A 24,224-nucleotide genomic window follows, 5' to 3' on the forward strand; every position below is an offset into this window, starting at 1 on the left:
GCCAATGTTATTTCAATCGCTTGATTTCCTTCTGCTCTTTCCTATCGTTATTGTTGTTTACTTTGCCCTAAACACCTCTTATCGATGGGTTTGGGTGCTTCTCACCAGTTATGGGTTTTATATGTTTTGGAATCCATGGTACATTGTGCTGCTTTGGACTTCCACCGTTTTGGATTATGTGGCAGCGATCCGGATTCATAGCTCTAAAAAGCAATCAGTAAGGAAAGGCTGGCTGATTCTCAGCTTAATCGTAAATCTTGGTTTACTGGGTATTTTCAAATACTTCAACTTTTTTTCCGAGCAGTTTGCCTGGCTAATCCGGCTGCGCGATCCGGATTTCGAGCCATTTTTTCTGGATTTTCTGCTGCCGATAGGTATCTCTTTCTATACCTTTCAAACTATTGGCTATACGATCGATGTTTTTAGAAAAAACCAACAACCAGTCAGGCACCTCGGTAAGTTCGCTATCTATGTTTCGTTTTTCCCTCAGTTGGTAGCCGGCCCAATCGAACGAGCCAGGGATTTGTTGCCACAATTACATTTCAACTACAAATTTGATGCGGCACGGGTCACCGGAGGCTTAAGGTTGTTCCTCTGGGGATTATTTAAAAAACTGGTCGTGGCGGACTATATCGGACTGTACGTGGGTTCCGTATATGCTACTCCGGACAACCACGGAGGATGGACAGTTCTATTTGCTTCCTACTTGTTTTTCTTCCAGATTTACTATGATTTTTCGGCCTATCAGGATATGGCTGTCGGTACAGCACGGATACTGGGCGTTCGTTTATCAAAAAACTTCGACCCGCTGATCCTGCTCTCCTCTTCATTCCGGAACTTCTGGCGGGGCTGGCATATTACCCTGACCCACTGGATAAGAGACTATGTCTACATCCCTTTAAATCTTAATGAAAAGAACCTTGCCCATCTCTCTATCGGGCCCCTCTACATCTTCTTTTTTGTTGGCCTTTGGCATGGTGCCAACTGGACCTATATTATATGGGGGGTATTGCACGGCATTTATATGATCATTGAGCGGGCACTGCAACCTGTAAGTACTTTTCTTGATAATGCACTGCTTGGGAAAAGAGGTATTAAATTTCTGGGCTTTCTGCTTTTCTTTAACGCTTTTACCCTTGCAAATATTTTTTTCTGTTCAACTTCGGCAGAGCAAGCCATCATGATGATCGGTAAAATATTTACGGCTCCTACGGTGAGTCTGAATCCGGGGATTTCTTCCTTTAAATTACAAGTGATGCTAACAGCCTTAGCCTTTGCCGTAGTTTTCGAATACTCCCGCAAACATCTCCCTACCCTCGAGTTGCTTAACTTAAAGCACACCTGGCTCAGGTGGAGCCTTTATCTTCTGATGGGGCTTGCAGTTTGGTTCCTGAGAATTCCTTCTGATGTACAGTTTATTTACTTTGAGTTTTAATTAGGTTATATAGTTCCAAAGTGATTTCCGGTTCCAGAAGTGCCTTGTTATTAGACTCAGACGGGTCCTCTGACAAATCAAACAAAATTGGGTAATGCCCTCCATACCTGGATGTAACCGGTTGAAGTACCTGTTCTTCCTCCGGCTTGAGGTAATGATCAATCATTTTTTTTGATCCCTCTGCCGGAATAAAGACCGCTTTAAGGTCACCCTTCCGTATGGCCAGGACATCTTGAAAAGACCAGAATCTAAAAGCCGGTGCAGAGGAGGCTTCTGGGGGGGCAGCATTTTGGAATGCTGAAATTACAATGCCTTGCGCCTCTTCATATGGCACACAGGAAGCCGCCTTAATGATGGATTGGTATAAATCACAGACGTGGTAAGGGGTGTTTACCACTTTGCTACCGTGGATATGACCTGGCCAATGTACAATTGCAGGCACTCGAATCCCTCCCTCAAGCAAGGTTCCTTTCCCTCCCCGAAGGGCACCATTGCCCCGCACACCTGTCGGAGCGCCATGGTCAGACAAAAAGATGACTAGTGTATTCGGATTTTTTTCCCAGATCACTTCAAATAGTTTGCCAATCTCTTGATCCAACAGCTCTACCAATGCTCCGTACTTTTCAGGAGACACATCCGGTTTTCGAGTTCTGTGGGGGAACAAAGGCGCTTCCCCCGGCAACAAAAAAGGCTTATGTGGGTTGGTGTAGCTTAGCATCAGAAAATAGGGGTCTGCCGCATCATAAGACTTTATATAATCAATAGCTTTATCGGTAAGCCATGTGGTGAGATGTTTACCTTCTGGCTTAACTTCTTTCCCTCCGTCCGTAAGATTATAAATACCGTTAGGGTCTTGATAACTGATGTAGTCAATATGCCCGGTCAGGAAGCCTGAAAATTGGTCAAACCCCAATTTAAGCGGATGCTGGGTGTCCTGATACCCCAAATGCCACTTCCCAATCAACGCGCTACGATATCTCTGTTGTTTCAATATTTGGGGAAGTAGCGGCACTTCAGAGTCAATACCGCTTGTATGGTCAACCTTTCCAGGCCTCAGAACGGTTGGGACATTCACACTCCATGGCTGCATACCTGTTAAAAGCGAAGCTCGGCTAGGGGAACAAACTGGACTAGCTACGTAAAACTGGGTAAAGAGAATCCCTTCCCGAGCAATGGAGTCTAAGTGAGGGGTATGAATCGTTCTGCTGCCATATACACTTAGCGATCCATAGCCCAAGTCATCCGCCAGGATGAATATGATATCAGGATGCTTTGATGTTCCGGAGCGTGAAACGGCCTCCCTTTCGTTGGTACATGCAAGAACCATGACGAGAAGCAAAGCAAGAGTAAACGGCAAGGTCCGAAACCTATTTTGAAATGGCGCGAAATCCATATTCCTGTAGCATTTTTGCACTTAGATCAGCAGAAAACTGAATCGCACTGTTGCCTTCAAGGTGGTGGTTACCATCGAAAAACAGGTACTTATTCATTAGATCTGGAGTGGTATAATTAAAATATTTCGTTTTGCTGTTGCCCTCTGCCAGTGCCGCCATTTTTTTATCAAAGCCCGGACATGCTTCGTTCTCTTCCTTAAGCATTAAAGGGCTCACCGGCAATCGGACCAAAACGACGTATCCATATTCCGATAACCAGGAAATAATTTCTGATAATGCGGCTTCTCTTATATCCGATTGGATCAACTCATATCTGATCAACTTCTCTCTGCGTTTATGATTTTGTCGTTGTTTTAATTGATCTTTATTGCTTGCGAAGGACAGCACAGTGCCATCTCTGAATATTTTTTTATTGTTCTGCCTTTCTCCTTCAACAAGCTCTTCCATCAAGGCTTTACTTCCTCTTGGATTTCGGAATAAATATTCCAAGTTGGGGTGCATAGTCAAATTCCAGAGGTCAAAAAAAGCAAAGTCCTTCTCTCTTGGATAGCGTTCTCCTCCAAAGTCCATAATGTTGCCAGGACAAACCGACAAAACAAAGAACCGGCGCTCACCTGATTTCATCGAGCTACGTCCGATCTTCCTTTTTATAGCAGACATATACTCGTAGCCATATGGAGACTGTGCTCCATTAAATGCAAAATTGATAAAGGGTTCTTCAAGTCCAAGTTCCTCTTTTAAGACAAACGTGACTAAGCCTTTTTTTGCCCTGGAGCCTCCAAGCACAATAGACGAAGCTGTCCCGGTAGCCTTCCAGTAGTAAACATCCGAACTTGCGCTAATGCGGTATTGAATGGCACCGTACCCCCCGCCCACGAGGAAAAGGAAAAGAAGAAGTTTTGCTGTAAACCTTTTCATTTTTGCTGGGGATTTTTTCGTATGGCTTCCAAAAGAGAGGTATTGTTCATAAACTCAGTGTAAATCTTTTCTGCCATTAGCTGATGCCCAAGCTGGTTAGGGTGTCTATCCCATGAGCCTAAAATAATCTCTTCGACCTCATACCCCTCGTAGTAGTTCCTTAAATCCAGAATATGAAAACCAAGCTGTTTTGCCAATTTAAGCAAGCGGTCATTCTCTGCCGGCGTTTCTACACCATCCAGCGCAGGTACCATTGCCCATATCGGAATTGCCCCAATTTGGTCAGCATGAGTCTTTATCCTATTGAGCCCCCAATGAATGAAGGTATCCATTTTGGGCTCAAGGGCCGCTGCGTAATCTCCAGCAGACGGCACCTTAGGCAATCTTAGTGAGCTAAAGAATTCTTTCAAATAAGCATCCTCAATATTTATCCCGGCTGAATGAAGCTTCGCCAGGTTTTTAGCAATCCTGCTGGCTTCATTGGAATGTGAAGTGTAGATGACAGCATCTGGCTTGAAGGGAGTTGCACGAGATTCAAAAATCGCAAAGTGCTGAGGAAGATGAATTCCGGACACTGAAAAGTTTAAGATCTCAACTTTTTCATAGTTGTCAAGAGAATTGCTGGCATTGAGCCGATCCTCAAAAAGGTTTTCGTAAGTTTCGTCGGTATCTACTCCGCTGCCCATCTCAATAGACCCTCCCAGCAAAGCAATCCTGAAGACACCATCCGGTTTTCGTTGGGTAGTGGGCCGGTCGCGTAGGCCAAAAGTATTGGTGGTAAAGTGCCCACCTTTAAATTCCATATCAAGATTTGGACGAAGCCTCTTTGCTGTTATGTCATCCATTTTAATGATTGCTCCGGTTGTGTGAAGTTGTTCCCATTGCTCGGGCCGATCTTTATTCAATTCTTCCAGAGGCGAATCCAATATTGAATTCTCAGCCAACATGGTTTCATAGTAGCCCTGGAACTGCGCACTCCGATCGCGTGCATTTAGTTTTGTCGTTAGGACAGGCTCAATATCAATAGCAAAACTGGAAGCCACTGACTGCTGAAAAAAAGGAATTGCTCCAACCGAAGCTAATAAGAGCAAGACCAGTGTAGCAAAAGCATACCTCCAATCGCTGCCCCCTCCCACAACAGGTTTCGCTGTTTGCCGGTACTGAAATTCTAAAAACTGGAAAAGCGTCCCTACAAGTACAATACCTCCGGCAACTCCAAAAATCACCCCCAATTGGGCAGGAGAGACCGTTTTCCAAACCAGGAGCCCTTTGAGCCAAGCCGATACTGAAGGAGCTGTCCACCACGACCACAAAAAAGTCATAAAACTAAAAACACCTAAAACCCTGGCAGATAACTCGATACTATCCTTCCAGTAAAACAATTTCGGGTCTTTTCGCTTGGGCCGCCGGTGTGCCTGATAATAGGAATTAGCAGCGACAGCTAAACCAAAAATCGCCCAAAAAGTCGTATCCTGTACTGTCAGCAAAACGGTCCCCTTTAACCAAAGCCATTGATAGGCATGCAAAAACCAATTGACAACAAAGGTTAATAATATGCTTACGACAATTGCGCGTACTGTTCCAATTTGCTTGACCTTAAAGTATATAGGGTAATAAAACACTTTCATGACAAAATCTCTCCAGTACATATTGATCCGACGCCAAAGATCACTGAAGCTGTTGGCGAAAAAGTAATGCCGGAAAGTGGGTGGCAGGTCAAACCCAAAAAGGCAAATAACTCCAGCTGAGAAATGGAAGATTCCAGCTAGCCGCACAATTAACGCATATGAAGCGATTGCATACTGCAGCCATGAATAAACGTTGTTGATTTTTGCGGGATCCGGAATAGCGTAGTAGTAAATCAGGCGGTACAGAAAGAGGTGAAAGACGCCATTTGCCATCCACAACACTCCTTTTTTATAGGTCTCAAAGGCTGGCTTTTTGTAATAACTCTGAGTAAAGGTCTTATAGTCTACTACCGGAAAGATGAAAAAAACCAGATTGGGTAAAATGAAAAAGTAGTTTAGCCTTATCCAAATAGGTGAGGATGCTTGAATATACTTTTGTTCATACAGATACAGAATTGAACGGAACATAAATAGCGCTCCCAAAACCGGCAACAGGGTGCTACCATGATAAAATGGGAGGTAACCAAGCCTGGCTGTTGCTAACAGAGCAGTGATTATAAGTAGTAAGGCCGTCCGGTTGCGCACTGAGGTATCAGCATCAACAATGGCAAACAACCCTAGCCCCAAAAGCAATAGCAGCCCACCGTCGATCCAACCAAAAAGTATAAAAATGGCAATCACGTTCAAAACAAACAACAAAGGAAGCCTCAAAGACTGCGAGAAAATATTGTAAGCAATGAAGCCAATAACTACTACCCATAATAGCTGTTCAAGCCCAAGTGCCTTCTCTATATTCAAGAAGTGAACCATCCCCAGGACAGACAGAACCCCTATCAAAACATGAATGCCTTCAGAAATGGAAATATTCGACATTTCGGTGTATTCTGTACTTCCAGAAATGGATCGTGTAGAAATCAAAGACATTAAAATCAAAGTTTTGATTTATCGTATCAAATACAAAAGGTAAAACAGATTACAAAACTAAGAAAGATTTTGACTGTTTAGCCAAGCCTATGCCCGAAATGGGCGTTCCAAATTTCATCTGCCTGGCTAGCCAGATTAAGCAGCGAGGCTCGTTCCCTATCCAATTGATGATTGCTCGATATGGCCTTACCATTACGGATAAGGGCAGCTTTCACTGCTTTAGGCATACGAAAGGCATGAATGATGGCATCGAAAATAGAACGCACATTATAGACCGGCTGCAGACAGGTTTCTCCCGGTATACAAAAGTCCACATTCCCTACTGCGTAAGGGCAAATTACCAGCTTCTCCATGACCATACCTTCAAGAGCGGGTAGATAAAACCCCTCTGCACCCTGCGCTTCTGTTAGGGGGAGGTAGACTACAATCCGGGCCTGATTGACCAGGTTTAGAAAATCCTGCCGGGTAGGCAACTTAGGCGGTACTTGTATTCTATACTTAATTTTATCCTTTTTGAGGAAATTGTGCCACTTCAGCCGCCTTTCCAGGACTTTGGCTATTCTTGGGTTCTTTAAGCCCACGATGAGGACATCCAGCGAAGGCTCGGGGTGTGGCTCCGGGATCAGGCTGAAGTCAATCGCGTCAGGTATAAAAAAGACCGGGCCATTGACGCCGTATTCTTCGAGCTTTTGCTTTCCCAGGGAGCTTTTGGCAATCCGGATAGCCGGGTGTTTTAAAAAATCCCGTCTTGCATCCGGAAGCATAATCTGACGAGGCTGCGCAATATTCAAAACCGGAACAGGAGGCTTTTCACGTTGCTCAGGCGGAAGCACTTTCCAATCCCAGCCGGCGAAAAAGAGCAGGTCCGTTTCTTGTATTTCCCATTTATCTAATGCCCTTTCCCGATAAGGCCACCAAACATTGCCAGGGTTATCATACCAAACCGTTTCCGGCCCAAAGTATACCTGAGGTTCAAACTGATCTGATGAAGCAAAATGCTCAAACGCGTCCCGGACTTTGAGCTGCCCTCCGCTTGTGCCCCCATTGTATTTGGTCCATGACCGGTGGAATAAAACCCTGCGTGCTGATCTATTCATAACTTTTCTGCGCTATTCAGCAAATTGATACCCTTCAAAATAGGGTGTTTCGGGCATTCTTTTTTGCACGTATGCAATCGTTTGGGATGACCATAACTCTAACTCATTCCTCCTTTTTGGCGGCTTTCCAAATAAGATGCTAGCGCAATTATCCAGGTATTTCGGGCTTGCCCTGATGGAAAAATGACCGAGCAGGTCTGTCAGAATTTCTTTGGGAGACTCCAGAAAGTCGTCTGCCCTTATGGACCGAAACTCAAAAGGCTGCTGCTGTTCAAATTCGTGAATAACCCTGGCATGATCAAAGAAGTGATCGATCTTCCGATACAAGTCCGCTTCACCGAATTTTTTGCGCCGCCGGGCCTCACTCCGAAAATAGCTCGTTGAGATGGAATCAAAGGGATTGCGGTACATATGCACAAAGACCGTCTCCGGGAAAAGCTCATGCAGTTTGGAAAATAAGGCGGGGTCCTTTCTGTACCATTTTGTAGTGGTCCCTCCCCGTTTATCCCCCACTAACCTTAGTGTTTCCACTCGGCCCTGATACCCGCCGGGAACCCTGTAATTATAGCCCATCCATTGATTGCCTGTTTTCGCAAACTGACGAGATCGGGTTATCATCATTTGAATAAGCTGACGCTTGGAAAAACCAGCATCCAGAAAAGCAAGCACATCCAGTTCATGGCTCACCACTACCTCAGGGTGGGCATCCAGTAAGGCGCCCAGGATAGAATGGCTGCTCCTCGGATAACCAATAAAAAACAGCCCCTGATTTATTTGCTCATAAGCAGATTTGCTTTCCAGATGAGCACGAAGAGACCAGTATCGTGAAGGAAGGATATCCTTTAGAGGATGGTCCTTTGTAATAATCCGTTTACGCTTATTCATCTTACCTATACACATTAAGGCTTCTAAAACAGAATCGGGCTACGCTTGCCTTTCATAATAAAGGTATAACGCCTCCACTTCAGTTCGGTCATAAAAATGCCAGCAATAGTGCGCTTCATCTGCAAGCAAAGTGCTCCCACACTTCAACATGTGATCGCGGGCGTACACCTCACCCTTATTTTTACTGAACAGCGCTGTTTTAGGATCATAAGGTTGCCCCATAATATTTGCCAAAATGCCGCCATTGGAGGCAATCAAATCCTCGTACCTCAAAACTTGTTGCCCTGGCAAGGCACTGTATGCCTTGAAGTAGTAATCGAGTAAAAACAGTTGTCGGTCCAGCAGCTTCCGCCTTTTTTCCAATGCACTTTGCGCCTCTGGGTCCAGCAATGACAAATACCTTATCTTTCCACGGGAGACCGGCACACTCACCGTTGACCAGGAACCCAACAGAGCAAGGGGGTTACGCACTACAGCAAAGCAGGGATAAGCCCGCCGGAGATCTTCTAAAAGAAGTGTAAAGACAGCGTTATGCTTAATAAAAAGCTTAAAATCAGTTCTAAAGGATTGCTCAAATTCCACTTCTGTGCGCTTGATCACCCTTTTTCGGTCGCCCCCTTTCTCCCTTTCAAAATGGTTATCAGTAATCTTACCGTCGCGCCCACGGACCGGAGCGGAAGCGTCCCGGATCAGACTTTCTCTGAAACGGGCAAAGCTTCTGTAGATTCGGTCAACTCCATCTTGCCTGGATTGCAGGTTACGGAAGGGAATTGGCTCATTTAATCCTGCTACCTGCTCTTGTTCGGACAGCAGCTTACAGGTTAAGGTCGTTCCAGCCCTCGGAATCCCGGTAAGAATATAACAATTCCGTGAAGGGGCTACCTCTGTCGACCTTCCAAGTATTTGATTGAAGAAGTGCATAAGTTTTGCCATAACGGAATCAAATATAGGTTATCGGGCAGACATTCCCAGAGTAGAAAAAAACTTTGTGTTTTTCCTACTCCGGAATATAACCGAAGGCCTTTATTTCCTGCACTTTACCTCCTCCAAAACCCAGCTGCATACCAAAGTCATCCTTTCAAAGCCCTAATGCGGTTCTTCTTTCGTTTCGCTAATAGTACACCATTTTTTTTTGCACCTGAATCCAAAAATTATCCTATCATCGCATTACAAACCGCTGTAATAGCCGGTCATCAAACTAACGAAACGAAAAAACCTAGCGTACATGAAAAAGAATCCACACTTAATCCCCTTCATCCTGGTCACCAGTTTGTTCTTCCTCTGGGGCCTGGCCAACATCCTCAACTCGGCACTCATTTCGCACTTCCAGCCGGTATTTGACATCAGCCGGGCTCAGGCCCTCTTGGTAGAGACGGCCTTTTACCTGGGCTACTTTACCATTGCAGTGCCTGCCGGGCTGTACATGGAAAAATACACTTATAAAAAAGGGATCATTTTGGGCCTGCTGCTGTACGCCATAGGTGCCCTGCTTTTCATACCGGCAGCCAAGATGCTCACCTTTGCCTTCTTCCTGTTGGCGCTTTACGTCATTGCCAGCGGACTGGCTTTTCTGGAAACGGCTGCTAATCCATATGTGACCATTCTCGGCCCCAGAGAAAATGCCACTCAGCGCCTCAACTTTGCACAATCTTTTAATGGCGTTGCACTGGTAGTCGGCCCCTACCTGGCTGGACTACTTATCTTCTCTGGCAATGAAGGCGACATGGCTACGCAGGAGGCCAAAGTACAAGCCGCTAATGCAGTGGTCGTACCTTATGTGGGTATCGCCGTGGCGGTATTAGTGGTCGCCCTCCTGATCTGGCGCACTCAAATGCCCGAGCCGGACAAGGGCGATAAACTGAAGTTTGACCCTGCCATTTTCAAGTTTCGCCACCTCATGCTGGCTGTGCTTGCGCAGTTGCTGTATGTTGGTGCCCAAGCGGGGCTTTGGGGCATTACCATCGACTTTGTTACAGAAATGATGCCAGGCGTGAGTAAGGAAGTAGCCTCCGGAGCTTACCTGGTAGCAGGTACTCTGCTGTTCGTGATCGGCCGCTTCATTGGCACTTTCCTAATGTCTTATATTAAGGACAGCACCCTGCTGGGCGTTTACGGATTGATTGCCGCCGGCCTTTGCCTAATGGGTATTATGCTGGGTGGCGCAGCGGCAGTTTACGCCATCCTTGCGGTCAACTTCTTTATGTCGATTATGTTCCCCACAATTTTTGGACTGGGCGTCCGCGACTTGGGCAAACATACCAAGCTGGGCTCGTCTTTTATCATTATGGCCATTGTGGGCGGAGCGGTTTTCCCACCGATCATGGGCATCCTCTCCGAGTCTATTAACATTCAGGCCAGTTTCTGGATCCCCGTGGTGTCCTTCCTGTTTGTGGCTTTCTATGGCTTCCGGGGCTACATGCACCCTAAAGGGTTTGTAGTAGCGGAATAAACTGCTGACCACCTTTTCACCTCAACAGCGCCATCAGGGAAAACCTTCCTGATGGCGCTGTTGTACTTAGGGCTTTGGCAGCTCCACCAGCTGCCCATCATAGCTGCCGAACATTTGCCTCTTGAAATAAAAATTTTCAAAAAAGAGCAGTAAAAATAAAAATACGTAAAAATAAAATGCTTCTTTTTGATATTTTTAAAAAACAAGCTGCGATATTTACCCTTGGTTCGATTGAGCCCATAAATACCTGACCCTTTAGGTAAGCAAAATGGAGTTATTGCGGTTGAGATAGACACCTGGCTACTGGAAATGCTGAAACTTCACTGCTTTCATTTGTCAATATGATCAAACAGGAACCCTGGTATGAACAAGTTGTTTTTGACAAAGCAATCCATCGATCAGATGAGCGGCGTCGCCTACAAGTCGATCCATCAAAAAAAACGCTTGCTGGCTTACTTCGCAGAACATGGCCCCGCTGCTATTGGCGACCTTCGCAGAGCCTTGCACCTTTCGGTTCCTAAAGTCACGGCACTGCTCAACGAGCTGATGGAGGAGCAGTTTGTTAAAGACTATGGCAAGGACAACTCCACCGGCGGGCGCCCGCCTAACCTCTACGGCCTGGCTGCCGAGTCTGCCTATTTTCTTGGGGTGGATGTGCACCGGACCTTTGTAAACATTGCGCTGACCGACTTCCAGAAAAACATTGTAAAAATCAAGGAGCAAGTTCCTTACACCCTTTCCAATACTCAGGAAAGTCTTGATGCCCTTTGCTTGCTCATCAAATCTTTCATGAAGGAATTAGGCCAGCCTCGGGAAAAAATCCTTGGCATTGGTGTCAACCTAACCGGCCGTGTCAACTCAGCTACCGGCTTTAGTTATAGCTTTTTCCACTTTGAAGAGCAACCTCTGAGCGAGGTCCTCAAAGACAAACTTGGCATTCAGGTAGTACTTGAAAATGATTCCCGGGCCATGGCCTATGGGGAGTTTGCAGCAGGAGTGGTTGAGCAGGAGCGAAATGTCTTGTTCCTCAATTTGGATTATGGTATCGGTATGGGCATGGTGCTGGATGGGCAGCTCTACTACGGCAAATCAGGATATTCTGGCGAGGTTGGGCACATGCCGGTCTTTGACAACAACATTATCTGCCAGTGCGGCAAAAAAGGATGCCTGGAGACCGAAGCTTCCGGATGGGCATTGGTGGAACGATTTAAAAACCGTGTCCGCAACGGTGCCACCACTCAATTGGTGCAAAATCCGGAGCACTTGAAGACAATTGACCTGGAAGCTATTATTCAGACAGCACAGTCAGATGATGTATTAGCCATCGAACTTATCGCAGAGATTGGTGAACAACTTGGCCGCGGCATCGCTGCACTGATCAACGTATTTAACCCGGAACTCGTTGTGCTGGGGGGTAGTCTTGCCGCTACCGGAGATTATATCCGCTTGCCATTGCTCAGTGCGCTTAACAAATACTCCCTGAGCCTGGTGAGCAATGATACCGCCCTCAAGGTATCCAACCTGGGCAACCGGGCAGGTGTCCTGGGTGCTTGCTTGCTGGTACAGCACAGGTTCCTTGCAACGAAGGCCTAATGCCCAGGCCCTCACAATGTGTTGGAACGGCATAGCCCGTTTTCCTAACAGCCATAAAAGCAAAAATAAAGCGGAGCAGCAGCATCTTCGCCCCTACTCCGCTCCATAAGCGCCTTTAAGATCAGGCTATTTTTTGCGCTTTTTCTTTTGCTGTTCCTGAATAGCCTGCTGTTCCTTCAGGGCTTTTTCCAGGCGTTGCTGAAAACCCTTTTTCTTTTTCGGCTTTTGTTTGTACGCTTCCAGCTCCCGGTTGATCTTATCATTGTCGATGATGTAATTCTTGGTGACAATGGTCTGCGTAATATTGATCAGGTTACTGAACAGCAGGTAGCAGGTCAACCCAGCAGCAAAGCTATTAAAGAAGCCCATGAACATGATCGGCATGATGTACTGCATGTACTTCATCGCCGGGTTGGCGCCCATGTCCATATGCCGGGTATTGTAGTAGGTGTAGATCAGTGTAGTGATAGCCCAGAGCAGGGTAAACAGGCTGATGTGCGCACCGAAGCCGAATGGGATTTCGAAGGGCAGTTTCCAGAAAATGTCGTATGAAGACAAGTCATTGGCCCACAAGAAGCTCGCCTGCCTGAATTCAATAGAGGCCGGGAAGAAGCGGTACAGGGCGAACCAAATAGGCATCTGAAGCACCATTGGCATACAGCCACCAAGCGGATTCACCCCAAATTCGCGGTACATCTTCATGGTTTCCATCTGCTGCTGCTGCTGATCGTCCTTGTATTTCTCCTTGACCCCCTCCATACGGGGCTTTAGGGCGGCCATTTTCGATTGGGAGTAAAGCATCTTGTAAGTCAATGGATACAGTACGAGCTTCACGACAAAGGTCAGCACCAGGATTACAATACCGGCACTTCCGATAAAACTCGACAGGAAGTTGAACACCGGACGGATAATCCATCGGTTGATGGACCCGAAAATGCTCCAGCCAAAAGGGATCACATCCTGCAAACCGTGCCCCATATTGTAGAGGCGGTCGAACTCATTGGGCCCGACATACATGTGCATGGCAAAAGACTCACTGCCTGAGCGGCCGTAGGGGATTTCTATTTCTGAAACCAACAGCTTGAGGTCCTCGCCTTCTTCGGGCAGCATTTTGGTTTCAAAAGTGCCGCCGTCGAAACCGTTCTCGGCAATCAAAGAAGTATTGAAGAACTGATTGGCGTTGGACACCCACTTCAGGCGCTGCCCGTCAATCTCTTCTGTATCGTCTCCGGTACAGCTGCAGTAGTCCGGGTCGTCATCCATCGGTTTGAAGTAAACGGTGGAATAGCGGCGCTCGTAGTCTTCGTTGTGCTCCAGCTTGTCCAGATAGTTTACCCAACTCAGCTTTATTTGATCCACGCCCTGAGACACCACGTTATTCAGCTGCTCGAGCTTGATATCGTAATCAATATTGTAAGAACCGTCTGCAATGGAATAAGATTGCTCGAAGTAGCCACCGGTAGTGGTTGGTGCACGAAGGACGATGGACTGCTCATTTTGCTCTGCCACATCGAAATACAACCCTCCGGTGCTCACACCGCCGGAAGGCAGATTGGCTATCGGCAGCAGGTATTCAAACTTGTTTTTTTCATCCTCCAGGAGGTAAAGCGGCACTTCTTCGGTAGAAGCATCCTCGAGGTAGCGGAGTTTTTTGTGGTTTTTGATGAGTACGGAGGTAATTCTGCCACCCTTTGAAGAAAGATTCACCTTCATCAGGTCATTTTCCAGCACCAGGGTTTGTTCTTCACCATCTGCTGCGGCAGCAAAAGGCCCAAACGCCGCCTGCTGACGTAGTAGTGCCAGGGAATCATCTACGGTTTCCACCAGTTGTACGGCTTCCACGGTATCTTTTGCTACTGCCTTGAGGCTGTCCTCCCGCGCCTGTACCTGCGCAATAGAGTCTTGACGGGCTTGCTGTTCCTGTATCTCCGCTTCGGTCGGCGCCATAAACTGTTGCCATACCATCAGCAAGATAAAGATGAGCGTGAGTCCGATTATCGTATTCCTATCCATTCAGATCTTGAACTTGTTTCACCAATGCCGTGCTATTAAATAACTGAAAGTCAAAAAATTAGACCGGAAAATCATGTTCCGGCATGCGCACAGCGCTTTAAGAGCACCGCAAAAGTACAACTTTCAGGGTGCTTGCGGTAAACACAATAGATGTTTATTGAGAATTGTTCGGCCAGCCCGCCAATTTATGAGGCAGGCGTGGCTTCCATTGCGGCTTCCACGGCTTTGTAGGTTTCCAGTGCCACCTCCAGGCAATCCATCGCTTTTTCCAGGTCTTGCTCATTTAGAATGTAGGCAATCCGCACTTCATCGCGGCCCAAACCGGGCGTGGCGTAGAACCCTTCGCCCGGAGAAAGCATGACCGTCGCGCCTTCATGCTCAAAAGATTCCAGCAGCCACTGACAGAAGTGCTCAGCGCTGCGCAGCGGGAACTTTGCAAAGCAGTAAAAGGCCCCCCCGGGCAGATAGCTCACGACACCCGGCATAGCCTGCAGGCGATTGTAGACCACCTGCCGCCGGCGATTGTAAGATTCGGTCACCTGATCGAGGTAGCTGTTGTCCATATCGAGCGTGGCTTCCGCCAAAATCTGTGCCAGGCCCGGAGGGCTCAGGCGAAGCTTGGCATAGCGGGTAGCGGCTTCCAGGACGCCCTGATTGCGGGTAACTAACGCCCCGATGCGCGCTCCGCAGGCACTGTAGCGCTTGGAAATCGAGTCAACCACGATAACGTGATCTTCCAGCCCCTCCAGGCGAAGGGCAGAGTAGAATTCCTTCCCATCGTAGCAAAACTCCCGGTATACTTCGTCCACAAACAGGAACAAGTCGTAGGCTTTGCACAACCGCCCGAGCTGTGCTAAATCTTCCCGGCTGTAAAAGCAACCAGTAGGGTTATTTGGATTGGTGATGAAGATGCCCCGTGTTTTGTCGGTAATCACAGCTTCGAAGGCTTCTACGGGGGGCAGTGCAAAGCCATCTTCAATATGACAGGTAATAGGCCGGATATTCAGGCTGCCAATCTGCGCAAAGCCATTGTAGTTGGCATAAAAAGGTTCAGGCACGATGACTTCGTCTCCTATGTCGAAACAAGACAGCATGGCAAACTGAATGGCTTCCGAGCCTCCAATGGTTACAATGATGTCGTCCGGGGTAAGCGAAACATCAAATTTTTGATAGTACTCCACCAGCTTTTTGCGGTAGCTCAGTTGCCCCACTGCCGGGCTGTAGGCCAATACTTTTAGCTGGTTTTCACGCACCTGCTTCAGGGCATACAATGGCGTTTCGATATCAGGCTGACCAATATTAAGGTGGTACACATGCTTACCGGCCTCTTTGGCTTTATCCGCAAAGGGGACCAGCTTTCGGAAAGGCGACATGGGAACATTCCTGCCCCGGCTGGAAATTGAAGGCATAGCGCTAATATTTCTGATAAAATTAGCGCCAAATATAGACTAATTTGAGGCAGAGGTAAACCCTGGGTATGTTAAATCCACCTTTTTGTACGATGCCTACTCCAAACGAAAGGCTTCATCAGGCAGGTTCCCCAGGACTTCTATTCCTGTAATTTTTCGCTCGCCCCGGTCGCCACTCAGTTTCAGCCCATTATATTCCTGATAATTTTGCCACGGAACTACAAAACCCGGCGCTTCATCCGACGCATCGCCGAAGTAAGCCCACTGCCGCACCAGGTGCTCTTCCTGATCTACCCATACCAGGTATTTATTCTGTGGGGTATCCCCGATTTCTTCGAAGGTTAGCTGCAAGACGTCTGCTACTTCCCCAGCCTGCGTAGTATCCACGCCCTGATATTTTAAGGTTACGCCAGAGTCCTTGAGCTTAAAAGGCATAAAAACCCAGTAGGCATCATTGATCCAGATGCTTCTGCCTTGTTTTAGCAGATTGGCAAGGCTGTCCGGCTCCGTAACAAGCGCTCCATCTACCCGAACCTGCCCCTCTCCGGTATTCAGGTTGAAAGCCATGACGGTACTGCTGTCCGGCAGCATCGTGATCCGTACATTGCCAGTTTTTTTGTCCCAGAGCAGGGTGCGACGGTTGAAAAAATTCCAGTGGAAGTAGCGGGATTGGTCCCAGGTGCGCCGGCCTCCCATTGCCTCCATTACCGAATCTGCGATGGCTATCGCCTTTTCATCTGATGCGTCTGCCCTGAAGCCCGGAGCTGCCGGATTGGGGTAAACCTGTGGTGCCGTCGCTGCTGTATTGTCGGTTTCTCCGTAAGGAGTACAGGCTGATAGTCCCGCCAAAATCAGGAGTGGAAGTAAGTAGGCTATTCGCATGACGTTTTGTTTTTCACCACAACAGACCGGAAAAGTAAGGGTTCATGATTTTCAGCTTTTTAGTCTTCCTCAGCTTTTGTCTATGCCACCCTGCAGCTCATCCTGTAACTTTTGTAAAGCTTCCCATTCCCCGGCTGCGGCCAATGCAGCCTGCCGGGGCCAGGAATCAGGCCTGGCCAAGCCAAACCGTTTGCCAGCCTTATCCAGGATTTCCTGTAGCTGCTCTACGGTCGCATTTGCTAACTCCTTCCAGGTATAAATTCCTCCGGCATTAAGCAGCCCCTCGATTTTTGGGCCGATGCCCTCGATTTTTGTGAGGTCATCCGGGTTAGACGAGGGCCCCATGGCCACCACTGACGTATGGCCCGTTGCCAACTCTACCCTCCCCTCTCCTTCACCGGCCTGCGCTAATTTGGATTCCAAAATTCGTTTGTCTGCTTCGCAGCTGTTCAGTTTTGCACGGATTTCCTTAAGGGTACCCTCCAACTGCTCGTGCTGATACTTCAGGCCTACGTAGTCCTTTTCCCAGTTGGTGCTCCGGGCATGCAGTGCGGCATTGTCTGATTCCAGCGCACGGAGTTTCTTTTTATTGCCACACAGCAAACAGCCAACGATAGCGCCTAGTATGAAAGCCAGGGCAGACAAAAGGAGCCACCATAGCCAGCAAGGCTCTAGCGTGGCAAGAAATAGTGTTCCGAATTCCATGGTTGATTTCGTTTTGCTGAGGTTATTTATTGCGGTTCAATGCGGACTTCCACCCGGCGGTTCTGATAGCGTCCCTCCTCGGTAGCGTTGGAAGCCACGGGTAAGGCATCGCCTTTGGAATCCGTGGTAAGCTGTGATTCAGGGACACCAGCGTTTACCAAAAATTGCTTTACGGCTTCTGCTCTGGCCAGTCCCAAACCAACATTCTTCTCTGCTGAACCCGTATTGTCGGTATGCCCGGTAATCCGCACCCGTTGCCCAGATGACCGAAGCTGTGCAGCCAGCTCAATCAGGAAGGAATCTACTTCGGGCGCATAAACCCGGTCCGCAGACCCTGTGGGAAAACGAATGGATACCCGATCAGCAAGCTGATCCACCGCACTTTGGGATTTGGGGTCCACCCATTCAAATAATGCCCCCTCAAAAGGCGCGGATTGGGCGTCTTCCGGGGTCTCCACCTGACGGGCACGCAGCTGCAGGCGCGTACTGTCGAGCAGGCCGTCAAACAGCCGGGCCACTTCCTTTGCACGGGCCAAACCAAGGTTTTCGGAACCGGATGCGGCTTGTTCACCTTCAAAGTAAAGCCCTGTGATTTTCAGTAATTGTGAGGAATCGCCTCCTGTTGCCTTCGACCGAAGGAAAGCTTCAACACCAGTTCCAATATAGGCTTCAGCATCAGACCATTTAAAATAAACGGGCAGCCCGGCCTCTTCGGGAAGGGTATCAGCCACAGTTACGGGCGGAGGCGGGTCGCAAGCCTGGCAAAGCTCTTCCTGACATCCCCGAAAGGTGGCCAGGTAGAAAAGCAGCCAAACGAGGGCAGCAACCAGAAATTTGAAAAAGGTTGACATTATTCCAGGGTTCGTTTTGTTTAAGTATGCCAGAAGCCCAGACCGGAGTAAAAAAGCGTTTGCGGGCAAAAGATTTACCCCTCGCAGCTCTTCCTCAAACCACAGGCGTACCTGCCGGACTTTCCAGATTGTCTGTGCTTTATTTGTATGGGAATATCATTTCCGAAAGGAACCTTACCCAAAATAAGCTTTTTCAATGAATCCTGCACTTGATTTAACTGGTAAACTCCATATCCATGGCAAAACTGCGTCCAAGTTTTCCCCATCTCCTTCCAACCTCTTATCCTTCGCCGTGTTATCTGATAGGTTGAAGTAAATTTTTCTTACTTTTGCACGATTAAAAGCCCGGCGGAAAAGTGTGCCATGCCTAACAAGCAAATGAATACCCGGCAGCCCGCCCTTTACTAAAATCAGTCCATATCTATGTTTGACAGCCTGAGCGAACGTTTGGAGGGTGCCTTCAAAACCCTGAAAGGAGAGAGCAAGCTTACGGAGATTAACATCGCGCAGTCCGTAAAGGAAATCCGCCGCGCCCTCGTTGCGGCCGACGTGAACTATAAAATTGCCAAAGACTTTACAGATACCATTAAGGAGAAAGCCCTTGGTCAGGAAAATGTCCTGAGTTCGGTGAAGCCCGGCGAGCTGATGGTCAAGATCGTCAACGACGAGCTCGTCAGCCTGATGGGAGGCGAAGCGGCCTCTTTCGACTTGAAAGGCAAGCCATCGGTCATCCTTATTGCCGGCCTGCAGGGATCTGGCAAAACCACTTTCTCCGGAAAACTAGCGCGCCACCTGAAAGCCAACAACAAAAAGAGCCCCCTGCTCGTAGCCTGTGACGTATACCGTCCGGCGGCGATCAATCAGCTTGGGGTAATTGGCGATCAGATCAAGGTACCGGTGTACAAGGAAATGGAGAACAAAAACCCGGTAGAGATCGCACTCAAAGGCATTGCGCACGCACAGGCGCACAGCCACGATGTGGTGATCATTGACACGGCCGGGCGTTTATCGGTTGACGAAGAGATGATGGAGGAAATCTCCAACATCAAAGAAGCCGTGCAGCCTAATGAGACGCTCTTCGTGGTGGACTCTATGACCGGGCAGGATGCCGTAAACACCGCCAAAGCCTTCAACGACCGCATCGACTACGATGGTGTGGTGCTGACAAAGCTTGATGGCGATACGCGCGGTGGTGCAGCGCTTTCCATCAAATACACCGTAGGCAAGCCAATTAAGTTTGTTTCCACCGGTGAAAAGATGGACACGCTCGATGTTTTCCACCCCGACCGTATGGCCAGCCGTATCTTGGGCATGGGTGACATCATTTCTTTCGTGGAACGTGCCGAGCAGCAGTTCGACGAGGAGCAGGCCAAGAAGCTGGAGAAGAAGATCAAGAAGAATAAGTTTGACTTCAATGACTTTCTGGAACAGATTGGGCAAATCCGGAAGATGGGCGACCTCAAGAGCCTGATGAGCATGATTCCGGGCATGAGCAAAATGACGAAGAACCTCGATATTGACAATAATGCTTTTAATAAGGTGGAAGCGATCATCTTCAGTATGACACCTCAGGAACGCGCCAACCCTGAGCTGATGAATACGAGCCGTAAGCGCCGTATTGCAGGCGGCTGCGGGCAGTCGATTGAGGAGATCAACATGTTCCTGAAGCAGTTCGACCAAATGCGGAAGATGATGCACAAGATGAGCAAGATGCCGGGTATGGGCATGGGTGCTCCGGGTGGCAAAGGTAGCTCAGTTGGCAAGCGCGGCAAAAAAATGGGCGGTATTGCCCGCCGCCGGGCGAAGCGCAAGCGCTAAAGCTCGAAACAAGCAATAAAAAAACGGATGCTCGTTAAGTCGGGCATCCGTTTTTTAGTCGGGTGGTGAAATAAAGGGAGCTTAGCTCGCCGGCAGAAAACGCTTTCCTACTTCAAACGCCTTTTTGATCAGGCGCACATCGGGCAGAACCACAGAACCAGATTCTGATTCAAGGCGGTCTTCGTAATCCACTTCCTCAACAGCCGCATCCTCTCCAATATTCAACTGATGAGAGGCTACATTGAGAAAAGTGTAAGCGGAAAGACTAGCTGCCAGTGCCAGCGAAACGAGTACAATACGGGTGTTTGGCTTTTTCATTTCCTAGTTTTCTAATAAGTCACTGCAATAATACAGATTTTCTACCAGCTTGTCCAGTAGAATCGACGAAAGTGCCTGTTTTTCAGACACATCTCTGCATCAATGACGGATGCTCAAAGTAAAAAGTTGCACCCTATTTAAAATTTAACACCTCCACACTTTGTCAGTAAGCTAACATATCCCTATTTTCATTCCAGAAATAAAATAAAACACCATTTAGTATGAAAAAACTTTACCAACTGCTGGCAGTATGCTGCCTTGTAAGTTTGGCTGCCAACCCGCTTATGGCACAGATTCCAAACGATTCTCCGATTCCTGTGGATGTTTTCTTTGAGGTCCCCGGTACGGGTCTGACCCGTGTTATTGGTGATTACACTTCTGTAAGCAATTCTACAGAATGGGGTACTCAACCACTGCGAACCACCGTATCCGCAGAAGTGATGTGGGTCGATGATGATGATATCGCAGGCGATGGTATGGATACCTTAGGTTGCGACACCTCTACCATGGTCGACTACACAGACAAAATGGTACTGGTTCGCCGGGGGGGATGCTTTTTTAGTGATAAAATCTACTACGCTCAGCAAGCAGGTGCCATTGCAGTGGTCATCGTTAATGCAGATGGTAGTGACCCCACTGGTGGTATGGCTGCGGGTGATGAGAAAGGGCTGGACGTAACAATTCCGTCCGTTTTCCTGAATGACCCGGGCGAAGCGGCAGGCTTTATTGCTGCGCTGGATGCTGGTGAAACCGTAATCGGGACTTTCCAGGTGCGCGGGTTCTTTGGTGACCTGGGGCCTGACCGCTACGGAACGCCGCTGTCGCAGGTGACTCCGATAGACAGTATTAAGGTAGACCTGCTTAACCTTGATCCGGAAGACCCAATTCTTGATGTTTCCGCAAGTGTGGATATTATCGCCCCTGATGGCACAGAAACCAAGCTAACGGCTGAGGTGGATACCATTAATCCTGATGTCATTCACACCTTTGAGTTTGAGCCTTACACGCCCGCTGAAGTAGGGACTTACGAGATGTTGTACACCAACTCTTTGACCGCGGATACCCTGCGGCGTCAGTTCGCTGTTACGGACTTCACCTTCCAAATGGACAATGGCAATATCCCGGAATGGCCGGTGGACAGCTGGATTGCCACAACCAGCGAGGGCTTCGTCGAAGACTTGCTGACTTATGACTTTGGCAACTACTTTGAGACCAATGATCAGGGCGCAATGGCTACGCATGCCACTTTCTCCCTCGGCAATCCGGATTCTATCCGAACGGGCTTCAACGATGCTGACATTTTCTTCCTGACGCTGTTTGACACAGATCCCGATGGAGATGGGCAAAGCGCTACCGGTAATGAAATCGACTACTCTACCTTCGAGATTGTAGGACAGGCGGTTTACATCCTGAACGGTAACGAAGAGCCTTATGACCTGCTTACAGTGGAATTCCCTGAGCCGGTCGAGCTGAAAGCCAATACCGGCTACCTGCTCATGGCACAGTATAACGGTGTAAATGCCGCACTCGGTATTCCACCATGGTACACTTACGCGGGCAATGAAGCTTACCCTGGCTTAAGCACCATGACATTCACAGATCAGCTTTATACTGGTGGCTGGGCTGGCGACTTCCGCGCAGTGGTTCGCCTGCACCTGGATGGCTTCAGCGTGGACGCAGAGGACATTACTCTGGCGGACAACAAAGCGACGGTTTTCCCTAACCCCGCCAACGAGACCTTCCAACTGGAGCTACAGCTGGACGAATATGCAGATGAGGTACGCGTAGCACTGGTAGATATGTTCGGCAGAGTGATCGAGCGCAATGTCTACGAAGGCGTGAAGGGCGGCACTTATACCTTCAATACCGCTAACCTCGCCGCTGGCACTTACTTCCTGGGCATTCAAACCCCGGAAGGACAAGCGACTAAGCGGATTGTGGTCATCCACTAGGTGAACGACTCACGTTCCTAAAAACAATGGGCTCAGCTGGTCACGTACCGGCTGAGCCCGTTTTGTTTTCGAACAGTACTATATCAGATACCAATTTAGACCAGCCGGCTCCGCCCCTGCGGAATCGCCTGAATCAACTTCTTCGTGTATTCGTTCTGAGGGTTTTCATAGATTTCATCGCTGTATCCTTGCTCTACGATCTTACCGGCATTCATAACGATCATGCGGTCAGACATGAACTTCACCACCGACAAATCGTGCGAAATAAAGATGTAGGTGAATTTATACTTCTCCCGAAGCTCCATCAACAGGTTCAGCACCTGTGCCTGCACTGAGACATCCAAAGCGGAAACGGACTCATCACAAATAATGAACTTGGGGTTCAGGGCCAGGGCCCGGGCAATAGCGATGCGCTGCCGCTGCCCGCCGGAAAACTCGTGCGGATAACGGTCAAAGTACTGAGGCGGCATGCTTACCGTTTCCAGCAATTGCAGCACCCGGTCCCGCCGCTCAGCGTCTGAGCTGTACAGCCCGTGTACCTCCATTGGCTCCATGATCGCTTTACCGATGGTCATACGGGGGTTGAGGGAAGCATAGGGGTCCTGGAAAATAATCTGCATATCCTGCCGCAACGGCTTCCAGTCTTTTTCAGAAAGATCAAGCAGAGATTGCCCTTTATATTCCACGCGGCCACTGCGCACCGGTGCAAGTCCAAGAAGGCTCCGCCCGAGGGTCGTCTTCCCGCAGCCCGACTCTCCAACCAGCCCGAGGGTTTCTCCGGGGTAAACTTCAAAGCTCACATCGTCTACAGCACGGATGAAGTCTTTGGGCTTGCCCCAAAAGTTATGTTTGGCAGGGAACCAAGTTTGCAGGTTACTGACCTTCAGTATGGGCGTTTGCTGCTTGAGCATCCGGCTCCGGCGAAGCTGCTCCATAGCCGGTACGCGCTGCCCACGGATTACGGCCTCAAGGGTGACGGCCTTCTCCTGTATTTCCACTGCACCGTCATCCGTTTTTTTCACTTCCATAAAGTCACTGACCACAGGCAGGCGCTTGAGCCGGTAGTTGAGGGGCGGGCGGCAGGCCAGCAAGCTTTTGGTGTAAGGGTGTTTTGGATTGGAAAAGAGCGTCTCTACCCTGCCCTCTTCAACGATTTTGCCTTTGTACATGACCAGCACCCGGTCAGCAATTTCGGAAATCACTCCAAGGTCGTGCGTAATAAAAATAACCGATGAGCCCAGTTCTGTTTTCACCTTCGCCATAAGCTCCAGAATCGCTTTCTGCACCGTCACATCAAGCGCGGTGGTTGGCTCGTCTGCAATAAGCACGCCCGGCTTGCAACTCATAGCCATGGCAATCATGACCCTTTGCTTCTGCCCCCCGGACAATTGGTGAGGGTAGGCCTGATAAATCCGGGCGGGGTCGGGCAACTGTACTTCTTCAAATAAGGCCAGGGCACGAGCTTTGGCTTCGCTTTTGGAAAGCTTCAGGTGGTGGCGCATGCCTTCCGCAACCTGCTCGCCACAACGAAAAACCGGATTAAGCGAAGACATCGGTTCCTGAAAGATCATGGCAAGCTCGCTGCCGCGGTACCGGCGCATCGCTTTTCTGGGCAGCTCCTGTAAATTCACACCAGCAGGCACTTCCTCTGGAAAGTACTCCACGCTCCCTTCCAAAATCCGGCCAGGAGAAGGAATCAGCCGCATCAGTGATAGCGCTGTGACAGATTTGCCCGAGCCTGATTCGCCTACAATACCCAGCGTTTCGCCCCGGTAAAGGTCAAAACTGATCCCATCCACCGCGCGTACTTCTCCGGCATCCGTAAAAAACGAGGTTCGCAGGTTATTTACCGCTAAAAGCTTATCTTTAGTCATGCGTTCATTTTCCTTCCTTAAGTCTATATTGAGATTTCACCCTTTGGGTGCATTCGCTCCAAAAACGAATTCTCAACAC

General features: G+C 48.6%; 18 protein-coding genes. 5 read left to right on the plus strand and 13 right to left on the minus strand.

The window, feature by feature from the left end:
• Positions 1-4: 4 nt before the first annotated feature.
• On the plus strand, positions 5-1,435 hold the full coding sequence (locus MRY86_RS15465; protein WP_293571622.1) for an MBOAT family O-acyltransferase: 1,431 nt from the start codon (positions 5-7) through the stop codon (positions 1,433-1,435).
• On the opposite strand, the gene MRY86_RS15470 is transcribed toward MRY86_RS15465, so the two are convergent.
• From MRY86_RS15470 to MRY86_RS15495, 6 genes are all read right to left on the minus strand, one after another.
• On the minus strand, positions 1,416-2,828 hold the full coding sequence (locus MRY86_RS15470; RefSeq protein WP_293569285.1) for a sulfatase-like hydrolase/transferase: 1,413 nt from the start codon (positions 2,826-2,828) through the stop codon (positions 1,416-1,418). The genes MRY86_RS15465 and MRY86_RS15470 overlap by 20 nt on opposite strands.
• On the minus strand, positions 2,803-3,747 hold the full coding sequence (locus tag MRY86_RS15475) for a hypothetical protein (RefSeq protein ID WP_293569283.1): 945 nt from the start codon (positions 3,745-3,747) through the stop codon (positions 2,803-2,805). Before MRY86_RS15475 ends, MRY86_RS15470 begins: the two co-directional genes overlap by 26 nt.
• Entirely contained in the window at positions 3,744-6,299 is a 2,556-nt protein-coding gene (locus MRY86_RS15480; protein WP_293569281.1) for a hypothetical protein, read from the minus strand. Before MRY86_RS15480 ends, MRY86_RS15475 begins: the two co-directional genes overlap by 4 nt.
• 77 nt (positions 6,300-6,376) lie before the next feature.
• Positions 6,377-7,396, minus strand: coding sequence for a hypothetical protein (locus tag MRY86_RS15485; protein ID WP_293569279.1), 1,020 nt, complete (start codon positions 7,394-7,396; stop codon positions 6,377-6,379).
• 12 nt (positions 7,397-7,408) lie between these two features.
• Positions 7,409-8,281 carry a sulfotransferase gene (locus tag MRY86_RS15490; RefSeq protein ID WP_293569277.1) on the minus strand — a complete coding sequence of 291 codons (873 nt, stop codon included), beginning with the start codon at positions 8,279-8,281 and terminating at the stop codon, positions 7,409-7,411.
• Positions 8,282-8,320: 39 nt separating this feature from the next.
• On the minus strand, positions 8,321-9,214 hold the full coding sequence (locus MRY86_RS15495; protein ID WP_293569275.1) for a hypothetical protein: 894 nt from the start codon (positions 9,212-9,214) through the stop codon (positions 8,321-8,323).
• 292 nt (positions 9,215-9,506) lie between these two features.
• On the opposite strand from MRY86_RS15495, the gene fucP reads away from it, so the two are divergent.
• The gene (gene fucP, locus MRY86_RS15500; RefSeq protein WP_293569273.1) at positions 9,507-10,730 is read left to right on the plus strand and encodes an L-fucose:H+ symporter permease; all 1,224 of its coding nucleotides are present in this window, start codon (positions 9,507-9,509) and stop codon (positions 10,728-10,730) included.
• A 363-nt stretch (positions 10,731-11,093) separates the two neighbouring features.
• Positions 11,094-12,323, plus strand: coding sequence for an ROK family protein (locus MRY86_RS15505; protein ID WP_293569271.1), 1,230 nt, complete (start codon positions 11,094-11,096; stop codon positions 12,321-12,323).
• Positions 12,324-12,449: 126 nt separating this feature from the next.
• Here the strand turns inward: MRY86_RS15505 and yidC are convergent, their stop codons facing one another.
• From yidC to MRY86_RS15530, 5 genes are all read right to left on the minus strand, one after another.
• Positions 12,450-14,336 (minus strand): membrane protein insertase YidC, encoded by a 1,887-nt coding sequence (gene yidC, locus MRY86_RS15510; RefSeq protein ID WP_293571624.1) that lies wholly within the window; start codon positions 14,334-14,336, stop codon positions 12,450-12,452.
• 185 nt (positions 14,337-14,521) lie between these two features.
• Positions 14,522-15,745, minus strand: a complete 1,224-nt coding sequence (locus tag MRY86_RS15515; RefSeq protein WP_293571625.1) for a pyridoxal phosphate-dependent aminotransferase — start codon at positions 15,743-15,745, stop codon at positions 14,522-14,524.
• Between the two features lie 96 nt (positions 15,746-15,841).
• Positions 15,842-16,627: a hypothetical protein gene (locus MRY86_RS15520; RefSeq protein ID WP_293563839.1), complete on the minus strand. Its 786-nt coding sequence runs from the start codon at positions 16,625-16,627 to the stop codon at positions 15,842-15,844.
• A 69-nt stretch (positions 16,628-16,696) separates the two neighbouring features.
• A complete protein-coding gene (locus tag MRY86_RS15525) occupies positions 16,697-17,332 on the minus strand; it encodes a helix-hairpin-helix domain-containing protein (RefSeq protein ID WP_293563841.1) in 636 nt (211 codons plus the stop codon).
• A 26-nt stretch (positions 17,333-17,358) separates the two neighbouring features.
• The gene (locus tag MRY86_RS15530; protein ID WP_293563843.1) at positions 17,359-18,183 is read right to left on the minus strand and encodes an OmpA family protein; all 825 of its coding nucleotides are present in this window, start codon (positions 18,181-18,183) and stop codon (positions 17,359-17,361) included.
• A 423-nt stretch (positions 18,184-18,606) separates the two neighbouring features.
• Here MRY86_RS15530 and ffh point away from each other — a divergent pair, with 423 nt between their 5' ends.
• Positions 18,607-20,001, plus strand: a complete 1,395-nt coding sequence (gene ffh, locus MRY86_RS15535) for a signal recognition particle protein (RefSeq protein WP_293563845.1) — start codon at positions 18,607-18,609, stop codon at positions 19,999-20,001.
• An 81-nt stretch (positions 20,002-20,082) separates the two neighbouring features.
• Here the strand turns inward: ffh and MRY86_RS15540 are convergent, their stop codons facing one another.
• Positions 20,083-20,319, minus strand: a complete 237-nt coding sequence (locus MRY86_RS15540; RefSeq protein WP_293563847.1) for a hypothetical protein — start codon at positions 20,317-20,319, stop codon at positions 20,083-20,085.
• A 221-nt stretch (positions 20,320-20,540) separates the two neighbouring features.
• On the opposite strand from MRY86_RS15540, the gene MRY86_RS15545 reads away from it, so the two are divergent.
• A complete protein-coding gene (locus tag MRY86_RS15545) occupies positions 20,541-22,271 on the plus strand; it encodes a PA domain-containing protein (RefSeq protein WP_293571627.1) in 1,731 nt (576 codons plus the stop codon).
• Between the two features lie 95 nt (positions 22,272-22,366).
• On the opposite strand, the gene MRY86_RS15550 is transcribed toward MRY86_RS15545, so the two are convergent.
• Entirely contained in the window at positions 22,367-24,145 is a 1,779-nt protein-coding gene (locus MRY86_RS15550) for an ABC transporter ATP-binding protein (protein ID WP_293571629.1), read from the minus strand.
• Positions 24,146-24,224: the final 79 nt, after the last annotated feature.

It is taken from the genome of Phaeodactylibacter sp. (genome assembly GCF_022763345.1).
Classification (GTDB): Bacteria; Bacteroidota; Bacteroidia; order Chitinophagales; family Saprospiraceae; genus Phaeodactylibacter.

Excerpts from the sequence above, each read along its gene's own strand:
- MRY86_RS15465 (WP_293571622.1), top strand. The coding sequence starts at position 5 with ATGTTATTTCAATCGCTTGATTTCCTTCTGCTCTTTCCTATCGTTATT.
- MRY86_RS15470 (WP_293569285.1), bottom strand. The coding sequence starts at position 2,828 with ATGGATTTCGCGCCATTTCAAAATAGGTTTCGGACCTTGCCGTTTACT.
- MRY86_RS15475 (WP_293569283.1), bottom strand. The coding sequence starts at position 3,747 with ATGAAAAGGTTTACAGCAAAACTTCTTCTTTTCCTTTTCCTCGTGGGC.
- MRY86_RS15480 (WP_293569281.1), bottom strand. The coding sequence starts at position 6,299 with ATGTCTTTGATTTCTACACGATCCATTTCTGGAAGTACAGAATACACC.
- MRY86_RS15485 (WP_293569279.1), bottom strand. The coding sequence starts at position 7,396 with ATGAATAGATCAGCACGCAGGGTTTTATTCCACCGGTCATGGACCAAA.
- MRY86_RS15490 (WP_293569277.1), bottom strand. The coding sequence starts at position 8,281 with ATGAATAAGCGTAAACGGATTATTACAAAGGACCATCCTCTAAAGGAT.
- MRY86_RS15495 (WP_293569275.1), bottom strand. The coding sequence starts at position 9,214 with ATGGCAAAACTTATGCACTTCTTCAATCAAATACTTGGAAGGTCGACA.
- fucP (WP_293569273.1), top strand. The coding sequence starts at position 9,507 with ATGAAAAAGAATCCACACTTAATCCCCTTCATCCTGGTCACCAGTTTG.
- MRY86_RS15505 (WP_293569271.1), top strand. The coding sequence starts at position 11,094 with ATGAACAAGTTGTTTTTGACAAAGCAATCCATCGATCAGATGAGCGGC.
- yidC (WP_293571624.1), bottom strand. The coding sequence starts at position 14,336 with ATGGATAGGAATACGATAATCGGACTCACGCTCATCTTTATCTTGCTG.
- MRY86_RS15515 (WP_293571625.1), bottom strand. The coding sequence starts at position 15,745 with ATGCCTTCAATTTCCAGCCGGGGCAGGAATGTTCCCATGTCGCCTTTC.
- MRY86_RS15520 (WP_293563839.1), bottom strand. The coding sequence starts at position 16,627 with ATGCGAATAGCCTACTTACTTCCACTCCTGATTTTGGCGGGACTATCA.
- MRY86_RS15525 (WP_293563841.1), bottom strand. The coding sequence starts at position 17,332 with ATGGAATTCGGAACACTATTTCTTGCCACGCTAGAGCCTTGCTGGCTA.
- MRY86_RS15530 (WP_293563843.1), bottom strand. The coding sequence starts at position 18,183 with ATGTCAACCTTTTTCAAATTTCTGGTTGCTGCCCTCGTTTGGCTGCTT.
- ffh (WP_293563845.1), top strand. The coding sequence starts at position 18,607 with ATGTTTGACAGCCTGAGCGAACGTTTGGAGGGTGCCTTCAAAACCCTG.
- MRY86_RS15540 (WP_293563847.1), bottom strand. The coding sequence starts at position 20,319 with ATGAAAAAGCCAAACACCCGTATTGTACTCGTTTCGCTGGCACTGGCA.
- MRY86_RS15545 (WP_293571627.1), top strand. The coding sequence starts at position 20,541 with ATGAAAAAACTTTACCAACTGCTGGCAGTATGCTGCCTTGTAAGTTTG.
- MRY86_RS15550 (WP_293571629.1), bottom strand. The coding sequence starts at position 24,145 with ATGACTAAAGATAAGCTTTTAGCGGTAAATAACCTGCGAACCTCGTTT.